Source organism: Streptomyces sp. NPDC087428, from assembly GCF_044744085.1.
In the GTDB taxonomy this organism is placed as follows: Bacteria; Actinomycetota; Actinomycetes; order Streptomycetales; family Streptomycetaceae; genus Streptomyces.
On the sequence record NZ_JBIUXR010000021.1, the window covers coordinates 136,012 to 148,394 of the forward strand.

11 protein-coding genes are annotated in these 12,383 nt (G+C 73.5%); 6 read left to right on the forward strand and 5 right to left on the reverse strand.

Features of this window, described 5'->3' with window-relative positions:
* Positions 1 to 13 precede the first annotated feature (13 nt).
* Both ACIO3R_RS35425 and ACIO3R_RS35430 read right to left on the reverse strand, forming a co-directional pair.
* The gene (locus ACIO3R_RS35425; protein WP_402111114.1) at positions 14 to 553 is read right to left on the reverse strand and encodes a hypothetical protein; all 540 of its coding nucleotides are present in this window, start codon (positions 551 to 553) and stop codon (positions 14 to 16) included.
* Positions 543 to 2,045 (reverse strand): polymorphic toxin-type HINT domain-containing protein, encoded by a 1,503-nt coding sequence (locus tag ACIO3R_RS35430; RefSeq protein WP_402111116.1) that lies wholly within the window; start codon positions 2,043 to 2,045, stop codon positions 543 to 545. The genes ACIO3R_RS35425 and ACIO3R_RS35430 overlap by 11 nt, the downstream gene beginning before the upstream one ends.
* Before the next feature lie 393 nt (positions 2,046 to 2,438).
* On the opposite strand from ACIO3R_RS35430, the gene tdh reads away from it, so the two are divergent.
* The 4 genes from tdh (at position 2,439) to ACIO3R_RS35450 (ending at position 6,411) form a co-directional block, all read left to right on the forward strand.
* Complete coding sequence (gene tdh / locus ACIO3R_RS35435; protein ID WP_385040208.1) at positions 2,439 to 3,467, forward strand: L-threonine 3-dehydrogenase; 1,029 nt, start codon at positions 2,439 to 2,441, stop codon at positions 3,465 to 3,467.
* Between the two features lie 53 nt (positions 3,468 to 3,520).
* On the forward strand, positions 3,521 to 4,714 hold the full coding sequence (locus ACIO3R_RS35440; RefSeq protein WP_363026235.1) for a glycine C-acetyltransferase: 1,194 nt from the start codon (positions 3,521 to 3,523) through the stop codon (positions 4,712 to 4,714).
* A 56-nt stretch (positions 4,715 to 4,770) separates the two neighbouring features.
* A complete protein-coding gene (locus tag ACIO3R_RS35445; protein WP_385347102.1) occupies positions 4,771 to 5,697 on the forward strand; it encodes a LysR family transcriptional regulator in 927 nt (308 codons plus the stop codon).
* A 150-nt stretch (positions 5,698 to 5,847) separates the two neighbouring features.
* The gene (locus ACIO3R_RS35450; protein ID WP_385026135.1) at positions 5,848 to 6,411 is read left to right on the forward strand and encodes a cysteine hydrolase family protein; all 564 of its coding nucleotides are present in this window, start codon (positions 5,848 to 5,850) and stop codon (positions 6,409 to 6,411) included.
* Positions 6,412 to 6,446: 35 nt separating this feature from the next.
* On the opposite strand, the gene ACIO3R_RS35455 is transcribed toward ACIO3R_RS35450, so the two are convergent.
* Positions 6,447 to 9,077: an FtsX-like permease family protein gene (locus ACIO3R_RS35455; protein ID WP_402111118.1), complete on the reverse strand. Its 2,631-nt coding sequence runs from the start codon at positions 9,075 to 9,077 to the stop codon at positions 6,447 to 6,449.
* Complete coding sequence (locus ACIO3R_RS35460; protein ID WP_385026141.1) at positions 9,074 to 9,784, reverse strand: ABC transporter ATP-binding protein; 711 nt, start codon at positions 9,782 to 9,784, stop codon at positions 9,074 to 9,076. The genes ACIO3R_RS35455 and ACIO3R_RS35460 overlap by 4 nt, the downstream gene beginning before the upstream one ends.
* Before the next feature lie 169 nt (positions 9,785 to 9,953).
* On the opposite strand from ACIO3R_RS35460, the gene ACIO3R_RS35465 reads away from it, so the two are divergent.
* Both ACIO3R_RS35465 and ACIO3R_RS35470 read left to right on the forward strand, forming a co-directional pair.
* Positions 9,954 to 11,183 carry a sensor histidine kinase gene (locus ACIO3R_RS35465; RefSeq protein WP_402111120.1) on the forward strand — a complete coding sequence of 410 codons (1,230 nt, stop codon included), beginning with the start codon at positions 9,954 to 9,956 and terminating at the stop codon, positions 11,181 to 11,183.
* Positions 11,171 to 11,830, forward strand: a complete 660-nt coding sequence (locus ACIO3R_RS35470) for a LuxR C-terminal-related transcriptional regulator (RefSeq protein WP_385026147.1) — start codon at positions 11,171 to 11,173, stop codon at positions 11,828 to 11,830. Before ACIO3R_RS35465 ends, ACIO3R_RS35470 begins: the two co-directional genes overlap by 13 nt.
* Positions 11,831 to 11,841: 11 nt before the next feature.
* Here ACIO3R_RS35470 and ACIO3R_RS35475 read toward each other — a convergent pair whose 3' ends face one another.
* Entirely contained in the window at positions 11,842 to 12,228 is a 387-nt protein-coding gene (locus ACIO3R_RS35475) for a VOC family protein (RefSeq protein ID WP_385026150.1), read from the reverse strand.
* Between the last annotated feature and the right edge of the window lie 155 nt (positions 12,229 to 12,383).

Genomic DNA, 12,383 nt, shown 5'->3' on the forward strand with positions numbered 1-12,383 from the left:
GGGCACGCCGCCCTCAGCGGGTCTCGCGGGTCTCCCGCCGCACTCGTTGGGCGGACTGGCGGGCCACGCCGCGGATCCGCTTCGTCCGCCCGCTGCCGGCGAGCAGTTCCAGGAGCGGCCGGTCGCGGGCTGCCCCGGCCACCCGCAGTTGCAGCCAGTCCGACCACGCGGCGATCTCCTGGGCACCCGGGGAGCCGGCGGGCGGTTCCCCGGCCGTCAGCGTGTCGAGCACCGCGAGCTCGTGCTCCCGTTTCCGGGCGAAGTCCCGCACCTCCGGGTCCAGGGCGTCCACCCACCGGCCCCGCTCAACGGCCGGCACCTTCTCCAGCATCATGACCGCGACGGCCGAGGCCAGCGGAAGGTCGGACTCCGCCGCCACGGCCGCCAGCAGCCGTTCCCCGGCGTCCTCGGCCTCGGCCGCGCGGCGGTAGAGCTCCCACCGGGCATGGCCGTCCTGCCACCAGTCCTCGTCCGCGGGGAGGTCCTGCCCGGCCACCGTCCGCGCCAGGGCGGTCACGGCGTCGCGGAGAGCCGGTCCGTGCTCAGCAGCCATTGTTCTTCTTGTGCCGTTCCATGGAGACCCGGATGTTGTTCCGGATCGTGCTGATGTTCCGGTCGACGATCTGCTGCTGCGCCCTGGTCAGTTCGGGGTCGCCCTTCAGCGGCTTGCCATTCTGCCCGATCCGCGTCTCCAGCTTTCCGGGTCCCTTCACGTGGGCGTGTGCCGGTGCGTGGTCGTTGGAGTAGATCTGGATGGTCACGCCGCCCTCGTTGACGATGGTCCCCACGCCCGGGAAGTCGACGTTGTGGACCAGGAGGGGTGAGGTCCCGGCGACGACGTAGTAGGTGTGGATGCCGGCGACCGTCAGGTCGTGGGTCGTGCGCATGTGCACGAAGTGCGAGACGGACAGGACGGGCAGCACCCGGCCGGAGACCGACCGCAGCGCGTCGCCGGGCCTGAGGGCCCCCGCGTCGACCCATTGGCGCTGAGCGGGCAGCCAGAAGGGGTGGGCGTCGGTCGCCGTGATCACGGCGGGCTCGCCGCCCGTGTCCCGCACCCGTATCCGGGTGAAGTGCTTGTCGTCGTACGTCGTGATGGCCGCCGTGACCCGGCGTGAGCCCGTGGTGCCGGTCGCCGGGTCCGTCGCCCGGACCAGGTCGCCGGCCCGCAGCGACTCGATCGGAGCCTGCCGCCCGTCGGCGAGGAGGACCGGAGTGCCGGGCAGGAAGCTGTGCGTCGGGCAGGTTTCCCTGGGGTCCGGCTCTTCTTCCTTCGGTTCCTTCTTCGGCGGGTCCTTCTTCTCGCCGTCGAGCTTCTTTCCGGCGTCGGCGACCTTCTTCTCGGCCTCCTTCACCTTCTTGCGGTTCTTGATGAGCCCCTTCAGGGCGTCGTAGAGGTCGCCGCCGTGCTTCTTGAGGCTCTTGATGAGCTTGTAGGCCTTTTTCCACTTCCAGGGCGCCCCGTACTTCGCCCCGAGTTTCCCGACCGCGCCACCGATCAGGCTCAGCAGGACGTTGATGAGGGTTTCCGTGCAGGCGCCCATGTCGCCCTGGGTGATGCAGTCCAGCGCGTCGGTGATGCCCAGCTCGTCGGCGAGGATCTTCGCGAGTTCCTTCGCGGCCTCAAGTGCCTTGTCCCCGTTGGACTTCTCGTCCTTCTTCGCGTCATCGAGGGCCTTGACGGCCTCGTCGTACTCGGTCTGCGCCGGAGACTTCGGCGAACCGTCCGCGTTCTCGTCCGACGCCGGATCACCGTTGCCCGGCCGGTTCGAACCGTCCTGTGCCTCGGCGTTGCCGTCACCGCCGCAGTTCCCGCCGCCACCGATCCGGCAGACCTGGACGCCGATCTTCTCCGTCAGATCAGCCCCGATCCCCGTCGCGACCAACGCACCGACGACCGCCGCGACCACCAGGACGAGCCCCAGGTACTCGATCGCACCCTGACCCGCGCTGCTCCTCCGGAGCCCGGCGAGGCGTACGCGGGTCCGGGGGATCGAGCGCCTCAGGCGCCGGCGTAAGCGTCGGGCGGTGACCATGGGTGACATGAGCCCGACGCTATGCGCGGGGTCGCGGCCCTGTCATGGGTCCACGGGCCCAATCCGGCCCACCGCGCCGCAGCCCGTACGCGGGCGGTGTGTCCGCCGGATGGCGCAAGCCGCGCCCGGCGGGGGAACCGGATTCCGGCCGTCCGGCGCGTGGCCGGCGGCCCGCACGCGGGCGGGCGTGAAGCGGAGCTGCGGCCGCGCTTAAGAAAACCTCGATGGACCTGGGGCGCGCGGTACGGCAGATTTCTCCGTGACGGCGGAGGATGGTGCGCGGCAGCCGGTCGAAGCGCGCTGCCACGCCGTCCCCTCATTCTTCCCCGGGCCGCAGGCTTCCTCAGGCATGCCCCCGGCCCGGGGAGATCAACGCCGTACCAGGTACAGGGAGCCGCAGCCGTGAAGGCACTCGTGAAGCAGAAGGCCGAGCCGGGACTCTGGCTGATGGACGTTCCCGAGCCGGAGACCGGCCCCTCGGACGTACTCATCAAGGTGCTCCGTACCGGCATCTGCGGTACCGACCTGCACATCCGCAACTACGACGGCTGGGCGCAGCAGGCGGTCACGACGCCGCTCGTCCTGGGCCACGAGTTCGTCGGCGAGGTCGCCGCGATCGGGTCCGACGTCGTGGACATCGCCGTCGGTGACCTGGTCAGCGGCGAGGGCCACCTGGTGTGCGGCAAGTGCCGCAACTGCCTGGCCGGCCGCCGCCACCTCTGCCGCTCCACGGTGGGGCTCGGCGTCGGCCGCGACGGGGCGTTCGCGGAGTACGTGGCGCTGCCCGCGTCCAACGTGTGGGTCCACCGGGTCCCCGTCGACCTGGACATCGCCGCGATCTTCGACCCGTTCGGCAACGCCGTGCACACCGCGCTGTCGTTCCCGCTCGTCGGTGAGGACGTCCTGATCACCGGCGCCGGCCCGATCGGCATCATGGCCGCGGCCGTCGCGAAGCACGCCGGTGCCCGCAACGTCGTCATCACCGACGTGAGCGAGGCCCGGCTCGAACTGGCCCGCAAGGTCGGTGTCAGCCTGGCTCTCGACGTCGGTGAGCAGACCATCGCCGACGGGCAGCGGGAGCTCGGACTGCGCGAGGGCTTCGATATCGGCCTGGAGATGTCCGGCCGCCCCGAGGCGATGCGCGACATGATCGCGAACATGACGCACGGCGGCCGCATCGCGATGCTCGGACTGCCGTCCGAGGACTTCGCCGTCGACTGGTCCCGGATCGTCACCTCCATGATCACGGTCAAGGGCATCTACGGCCGGGAGATGTACGAGACCTGGTACGCCATGTCCGTCCTGCTGGAGGGCGGCCTCGACCTCGCCCCCGTGATCACCGGCCGCTACGGCTACCGCGACTTCGAGGCGGCCTTCGACGACGCGGCGAGCGGACTCGGCGGCAAGGTCATCCTCGACTGGACCGTCTGACCTCCTGCCGCCCCCGTCCGGCCGCCCTCCGTACCCAGCTGGGAGACACCTTCATGTTCGACTCCGTACGCGACGACATGCGCACCACCCTCGAAGAGATCGAGGCCGCCGGGCTGCACAAGCCCGAGCGCGTGATCGGCACCCCGCAGTCCGCGACCGTCGCCGTCACCGCGGGAGGCCGCCCCGGTGAGGTGCTCAACTTCTGCGCCAACAACTACCTGGGCCTCGCCGACCACCCCGAGGTGATCGCCGCCGCGCACGAGGCGCTGGACCGCTGGGGCTACGGCATGGCCTCGGTCCGCTTCATCTGCGGCACCCAGGAGGTCCACAAGGAGCTGGAGCAGCGGCTCTCCTCCTTCCTGGGCCAGGAGGACACGATCCTCTACTCCTCCTGCTTCGACGCCAACGGCGGTGTCTTCGAGACCGTCCTCGGCCCGGAGGACGCCGTCATCTCCGACGCTCTCAACCACGCCTCGATCATCGACGGCATCCGGCTGTGCAAGGCCAAGCGCTTCCGCTACGCCAACCGCGACATGGCCGACCTGGAGAAGCAGCTCAAGGAGGCGTCCGGGGCCCGGCGCCGCCTCGTCGTCACCGACGGCGTCTTCTCCATGGACGGGTACGTCGCACCGCTGCGCGAGATCTGCGACCTGGCCGAGCGCTACGACGCCATGGTCATGGTCGACGACTCGCACGCCGTCGGCTTCGTCGGCCCCGGCGGGCGCGGCACGCCCGAGCTGCACGGCGTGATGGACCGCGTCGACATCATCACGGGCACGCTCGGCAAGGCGCTCGGCGGCGCCTCCGGCGGCTACGTGGCGGCCCGCGCCGAGATCGTCGCGCTGCTGCGCCAGCGCTCGCGCCCGTACCTCTTCTCCAACTCGCTCGCCCCGGTCATCGCGGCGGCCTCCCTGAAGGTCATCGACCTGCTGGAGTCCGCCGGCGACCTGCGCGAGCAGCTCAACGCCAACACCGCGCTCTTCCGTACCCGGATGACCGAGGAAGGCTTCGACGTCCTGCCCGGCGACCACGCCATCGCCCCCGTGATGATCGGGGACGCGGCGAAGGCAGGCCGGATGGCGGAGCTTCTCCTGGAGCGCGGTGTGTACGTGATCGGGTTCTCGTACCCGGTCGTCCCGCAGGGCGCGGCCCGTATCCGCGTCCAGCTGTCCGCCGCGCACTCCACGGCCGACGTGAACCGCGCGGTCGACGCGTTCGTCGACGCGCGGGCAGCCCTGGGGGAGTAGGCCCCCGTCGCGGAGGGCGTCCCGGACTCCCTCCGCGACCTGGGACAATAGGGCACATGATCGATGCACGGCGGCTGCGCACTCTGCGTGCGGTGGCGGACCACCGCACGGTGACCGCCGCGGCCGCCGCGCTGTACCTGACCCCCTCCGCGGTCTCCCAGCAACTGGCCGCGCTGGAGCAGGAGACCGGGCACCGGCTGGTCGAGCGCAACGCGCGAGGGGCCAGGCTCACGGCCGCCGGGGAGATCCTGCTGACCCACACCAACGCGGTGCTGGCCCAGCTGGAGCGGGCGGAGGCGGAGCTCGCCGCCTACGGCGCGGGTGACGCCGGGACGGTCACGGTCGCCGCGTTCGCCACCGGCATCGGCCTGGTCCTCGCCCCCGCGATCACCGCCCTCGGCGTGTCCGCACCCGGCATCCGGGTCCGGGTCCAGGACGCGGAGGGCGACGCGAGCGTCCCGATGGTGCTGGACCGCCAGGTCGATGTGGCCGTCGCCGTCGAGTACCGGGGCGCCCCGGGCGAGGACGACCGCAGGCTGACCAGGGTGCCGCTGTACTCGGAGCCGTTCGACGCGGTGCTCCCGGTGCGGCACCGGCTCGCGGACCAGGAGCAGGTGGCGGTCGCCGATCTGGCGAAGGACACCTGGATCGGCCCCTACCCGGGCAACCCGTGCCATGACGTGGTGGTCCTGGCCTGCCAGTACGCGGGCTTCGAGCCCAGCCTCGAACACTCCTCCGACGACTTCCACGCGGTGGTCGCACTGGCCGGCGCGGATGCCGGGGTCGCCCTGGTCCCGAGGTCCGCGCTGCGCGGAATGGACCTGACCGACGTGGTGGTCCGCCCGGTGCACGGCAGCGCCCCGACCCGCCGGGTGTTCGCGGCGGTACGCCGGGGAGCGGAGGCGCATCCGCTGATCGCGCCGGTGCTGGACGCGCTGGCGGGGGCGGCGGGAGGCGTGGGTCTCGGACGCGGGACGGGCTGAGGCGCCTGCCGCGGAGCCCCCGGACCCGATGCGTATCTCCGTATTCTCCGTATTCTCCGAAATCTCCGTAATCTCGGGAATCGCCGCCCCGGCCCGGCCGATCAGCCAGACTTGCCCCTGTTCCTCCCGGTGACGAAAAGGACAGCAGGCATGGCGAACAGCGCGCTCCTGGTGATGGACGTCCAGCGGGACATCGTGGACATCACCGAAGCCGGCCCCGGATACCTGTCGCGCCTGAGCGGAGCGATCGAGGGTGCCCGCGCGGCGGCCATCCCCGTGATCTACGTGGCCATCGCGCTGCCCCCGGACGATCCGGAGGTCAGCCCGCGCAACAGGGTGATCACGGACGCCGTGCGGGCCGGCTGGTTCACCGAGGGCGAGCCCGGCACCGCGATCCATCCCGACGTCGCGCCCCGGCCGGGCGAGGCCCTGGTCACCAAGCGGCGGGGGAGCGCGTTCTCCGGCAGCGACTTCGACCTGGTGCTCAGGGCGCGCGGCATCGACAGCCTCGTGGTCACCGGCATCGCCACCAGCGGTGTGGTGCTCTCCACCCTGTGCCAGGCCGTCGACCTGGACCTCGGCCTCACCGTCCTGGTGGACGCCTGCCTCGACACCGACCCCGAGCTGCACCGGGTCCTCACCGGGAAGCTGTTCCCGCGGTGGGGAGACGTCATCACCGTCGAGGACTGGCTCAAGGCCATCGCCCCTCAGTAGCCGGCGGCCGGGCCGGTCCCGCGCCCGGCCGCCCCTCAGCCCACTCCGGCGCCGCGCCGGCCCGCGCCGCCCCGCGTCCCCGGGAACAGCGTGCCCGCCGCCGCGGCCGCCGTCACGGTCAGCGCCAGCACCGCGTACTGGACCGGCGGAAGGTAGGGCAGCGAGCCCGCGGCGGTCAGCGCGAACGCCAGCAGCGGGACCGCCGCGACCAGGGTGCCGAGGGCCAGGCCGGCCACCGTCACCAGACCCGTCTCCAGGACCCGCATCCGCAGCAGTTGGCCGCGTCCCGCGCCGACCAGCCGCAGCAGGCGGAACTCGGGGCGGCGGCCGACCGTGATCAGGGCCAGCGTGCTGACCACCGCCAGCAGCGCGAAGCCGCCGATCACGCCCACGCCGATGACGATCAGGGCATTGTCCTGGTCCGAGGACGAGGGACTGATCCGGATGTCGTCCGCCGTCGCGGCCCGGACCCGCAGCCCCTCGTACGGGGCGAGCGCACGCCGTACGGCCGACGCGGCGTCCCCGTCCGCCGAGCGGACCAGGATCTGCCGGTCACGCGGCGCCGAGACATGCGCGGCCAGCGTCTCGCGCGGCAGCATGAACTCGCCCAGGCCCAGCGACCGTTCGTAGACCGCCACCACCCGGAGCCGCACCTGCGCACCGTCCCCGAGGCGCAGCCGTACCGTGTCGCCGACGCCCGCGCCGAGGTCGTCGGCCCGGTCCCCGCCGACCGCGACCGTGTCCCGGCCGGTGAGATCCGCCGCGTCGCCCGCCGTCACCCGGGGGTCGAGCGTGCCGGACAGCTGGTCCGCCGTGACGCCCAGCACCGGGTAGCGGTCCAGTTGCGGATCGCCGGCCTCGCGGTGGGCCAGCACGACGGCCGACCGCAGCACGCCCGTCGCGGCGGACACCCCGTGTACCCCGCGCACGGCCTCGGCCGCGTCCGACGGGATGCCTGCGGCGGGACCGGTCACCACCAGGTCCGCCCGCAGGGCGGCCGCGGCCTGGCGGTCGGCGGCCCGCTCCAGCGTCGTGCCCGCCGTCAGCTGCACGCAGACGAACGCGACGACCAGCACGATCGGCGTGAGCGCCGCACCCAGCCGCCGGTTGTGCGCGGCGGCGGACCGGGCGGCCAGGAATCCGGAGACCCCGCCCGCCCGCCGGGCCGGCGCGCCGAGCACCCGCATCGAGATCCGCGCGATCCACGGACCGAGCAGCGCCACCGCGATGATCAGCGAGGTCGCCGCCCCCGACGCGGCGAGCGCCGCCGCCTGGCCGCCCTGGGTGGTCGCCGCACCGGCCGAACCGAGCCCCGCGACCACCAGCAGCACCCCGGCGACCGTGCGCAGCCGACCCGGCTCGTCCGGCTCCGGCGCCCGCGCCGCGCTCAGGGCGGCGGCGGGCCGCAGCCGGGTGAGGGAGCGGGCCGCGAGCAGCGCCACCGGCCGGGCCGCGAGCGTGATGACCAGCGCGCCCGCCGCGCCCGCCGCGAGCGGCAGCCACACCGGGACCGGCAGCGGCAGCGGATCCGTCGTCAGCAGCGACCGCATCAGCAGCCCCAGCGGCACGGACCCGACCGCGCCCAGCACCGCGGCGGCGCCCGCCACCCGGCCCGCCTCACGGCCGATCGCCGACCGGAGCTGCCGGGGAGTCGCCCCGACCGCCCGCAGCAGCGCCAGTTCGCCGGAGCGCTGGTGGACGGCCTGGGAGAGCGTGGTGGCGATCACCAGCAGGGCGATCATGACGACCGTCCCGGCGATCGACGCCAGCATCGCCAGCAGATCCGTGCGCGCGCCGAGCCCGTCGAGCTGCTCGGCCTCGCCCCGCTCCGCGCCGGTCAGCACCCGCGCCCCGCGCTCACCTCCGCCGTGACCGGCGACCGCCCCGGCCAGTGCCGCCCGCAGCGCGTCGCCGGGGACACCCCGCTCGGCCACGACACCGATCGCGTCCACCGTGCCGGGGTGCCCCGCCAGTTCGGTGAGCCGTGCCTCGGTGAAGAACACGGCGGGCGCCCCGCCGCGGTGACCGGTGCCGGCCACCCCGCTGACGGTGTACCGCCGGGCCGCCCCGTCGACCTGGAGCGTCACCCGGCCACCGGGCCCACCGCTCGCGGCCGCCAGCACGGAGTCCACGACCACCTCGGACGCGGACCTCGGCGCGCGTCCCCTGGTCAGCTCGTACGGGGTGAGCGCCGCGGCCGGCCAGGACCGTCCGACGGCCGAGGTGCCGTGGCCGGCCACCACCGGGACCGAGTCGTCCACGACCGCCCGCGCCACTCCCTCGGCCGCCGCCACCTTCGCCACCACCGAACGGTCCAGCCGCACCCGCTCCGGCAGTTGGGCGCCGACCGTCTGCGGCTCGCTGCCCCACGGCTTCGCCGTGTACGTGATCCGCTGATCGGCCACCACCACCGCGGCGGCCCCCGCGTACCGCTCCACCGGCGGCCGTGCCAGCAACAGCGAGCCGATGACCAGGGCGAACGCCCCGAGCAGCGCCGCTGCTGCCGCCGTCGCCGCGAACACCGCGGTCCAGGACCGCCGGTGGGTCCGCAGCGAACGCCGGGCCAGGAACGCGGAGGCCCGCCGCACTCCGGCCCGTACGTCCGTGCCGTCACGCGAGCCGTCATCCGTGCGCGGCTTCCCGCCGCGCGTCGTCGTGTCACTCATCGCAGCCGGCCGCCGTCCATGGTCAGCATCGTGTCGGCCCAGCTCGCCGCCACCGGATCATGGGTGACCATCACGACCGTGCGGCCGTCGATCCGCACCGCGTCCCGCAACAGCCCGAGGACCAGCTCCGCCGACTCCGGGTCGAGGGAAGCGGTCGGCTCGTCGGCGAAGACCACATCGGGATCGGTCACCAACGCCCGCGCCACCGCGACCCGTTGCTGCTCGCCGCCCGACAGCGTCGCCGGTCCGCCACCGCCCCGGCCGGACAGCCCGACCCGGTCCAGCAGCCGCCGCCCGCGGTCCAGGACCCGGGCGGACCCGGGGTCGGCACCGGCCAGCACCAGCGGCAGCACGACGTTCTCCTCGATGCTGAGCGAGGGCACCAGGTTCAGGGCGTGCGACTGGAAGACGAAGCCGATCCGGTCCCGGCGCAGCCGGGTCAGCGCGGCCTCGGAGAGCCCGCCGAGATCGGTCCCGGCGATCCGTACCGTCCCCGACGACGGACGGTCCAGACCGGCCGCGCACTGGAGGAACGTGCTCTTGCCCGAGCCGGAGGGGCCGACCACGGCGGTGAAACTCCCCGCCGGGACCGTGCAGCTCACCGTGTCCAGGGCGACCGCCTCCCGGCCGCTGCCGCGCCGCCCGTGGCGCCGGCTCACCGACTCCAGCTCCAGCGCCGCCGTGCGCACCGCCGTGTTGGTTTCCACCCTGGTTCCCTCGCTTCTTCCGTACTTCCTGACCTGCCTGAACGCTATGAGCGGGGGTGCGCGGGGACCAGGGTGCGGGCTCCCGGGCCCGGGGTGTAGCCCGGTCCACCACGGACCGGGGGGAACACGCCACTCCGGTGGCGGCTCGGCCCCCGTAACGTGGTGCGTCATGAGTACCGCTCCCACCCCGCTGATGGCCGCCGTCCGGAGTTCGTGGCACGCCTCCCGCTACCTCCTCATCGGCATCCCGGTGGCGCTGCTGGCCTATGTCGGCACCTTCCTGGTGGTGGCGGCCCTGCTGTTCGCCGTCGTGATCATCGGGCTGCCCGCCCTGCCCGAGGCGGCCAAGGTGCTGCACCGGTTCGCGGAGTCCGAGCGGCGCAGGGCGGCGGCGTACCTCGGCCTCCCGTTCCGCCCGACGCCGTACCTGCCGCTGGACCGGGGCGAACTGTCCGAGCGGGTCAGGCGGGTGCTCACCGATCCCACGAACCGGCGCGAGGCCGTCTGGCTGCCGGCCCAGGCCCTCATCGGCAACGTCCTCGGCTACCTCACGATGGTGCTGTGGCCGGTCGGGATGCTCGTGGACGGGGTCATGCTCCCCGTCGTGCACCTGCTGGACCGGCGGAGCGCGGACGAGTACGGCACGCCCCCGCCCGTGCGCCGCGGCTGGGTGCTGCGCTGGCACCCCGTACTCGCCGAGCTCTCCGCGAGCTGGACCAGGTCCCTGCTCACCGCCTCGCCGTCCGCCGAGCTCACCGAGCGCATCGAGCAGCTGACGGAGAGCCGGGCCGGCGCGGTCGAGGCGCACGGCGCCGAACTCCGGCGCATCGAACGGGATCTGCACGACGGCGCCCAGGCCAGGATCGTCGCCCTGTCGATGCGGGTCGGGCTGGCCCGACAGCTCCTGGACCGGGACCCGGCCGCCGCCCGCCTGCGGCTGGAGGAGGCCCAGGACGGCGCGGAGGCGGCGCTCGCCGAACTCCGGCACGTCGTGCGCGGCATCCATCCGCCGGTGCTGACGGACCGTGGGCTGGACGGTGCCGTGCGGGCGCTGGCCGCCGGGGCGGGCGTCCCCGTCACGGTGGAACTCGACGGCGTCCAGGACGGGCGGCGGCTCCCCGCGGCGATCGAGGCCGCCGCGTACTTTGTGGTCGCGGAGGCGCTCACCAATATCAGCAAGCACAGCGGCGCCACGGCCGCGAGCGTCCGGATCGGCAGGGCCCCCGGCGTACTCCTCGTGTCCATCGGCGACGATGGGCGCGGCGGCGCCGACGAGGGCGCCGGCAGCGGGCTGGTCGGGATCAGGCGGCGGATCGCCGCCCTGGACGGCACCACCCGCATCAGCAGCCCCATCGGAGGGCCGACCGACATCGAAGTGGAGCTGCCGTGCGGATCGTGATCGCCGAGGACAACGCCCTCCTGCGGGAGGGCCTGATCCTGCTGCTCACCAGCTCGGGCCACGAGGTGGTGGCCGACGTCGCGGCCGGGCCCGAGGTGCTGCCCGCCCTGCTGGAGCACCGCCCGGACGCCGCCGTGCTCGACGTACGGCTGCCGCCCACGTTCCGCGACGAGGGACTGCGCGCCGCCGTCGCCGCCCGGAAACACCTCCCCGAACTGCCGATCCTGGTCCTCTCCCAGTACGTCGAGGAGACGTACGCCGCCGAGCTGCTCGCCCAGGGGGCGCAGGGCATCGGCTATCTGCTCAAGGACCGGGTGGGCCGGGTCGACCAGTTCCTCCAGGCCCTGGACCGGGTGGCGGACGGCGGCACCGCGCTCGACCCGGAGGTGGTGAGCCAGCTGCTGACCCGCAAGGCGTCCGCGAAGCCGCTGCTGAGCCTCACCCCCCGCGAGCGCGAGGTCCTGGAACTGATGGCCCAGGGAAAGGCGAACGGCACCATCGCCGCCGAACTCGTCGTCACCGAACGGGCGGTGAGCAAGCACATCGGCTCGATCTTCGCCAAGCTCGGCCTCGAACCGGACGACGGCACGGTCCACCGCCGGGTCCTCGCCGTGCTGGCGTACCTGGAGGGCAACGGACCACGCTGAGCCACCCGGGGTCAGGCGGGCTGGAGCAGGTCCCAGCGGTTGCCGTACAGGTCCTCGAAGACGGCGACCGAACCGTAGACCTCGTGCCGGGGCTCCTCCAGGAACCGCACCCCGGCCGCCGTCATGCGTGCGTGGTCGGCCGCGAAGTCCTCCGTATGAAGGAAGAAGCCGACCCGGCCACCGGTCTGCGCCCCGACGCTCGCACCCTGCTCCTCGTCCTTGGCACGGGCCAGCAGCAGCCCCGTACCGTGAGCGCCGCGCGGCCGGACGACGACCCAGCGGGAGCCGTCGCCCCGGTCGGTGTCCTCGACCAGCTCGAAGCCGAGGGCGTCGGTGTAGAAGGCGCGGGCCTCGTCGTAGTCGCGGACGACCAGGGTGACCAGAGCGATGTGCGGCATGGGGTTCCTCGGTGCTCGGGGCGGGCGGGGAGGGGTACGGCCCGGAGGCCGCCGGGCCCGTAAGGGGCTGCAGAGCATTAACACGTCGTCTTGATCTTGTTGTGGGGCTCGCCGGTTTGGGCGAGGACCCGGGCTTGGAGGGCTGCAAGGGCGAC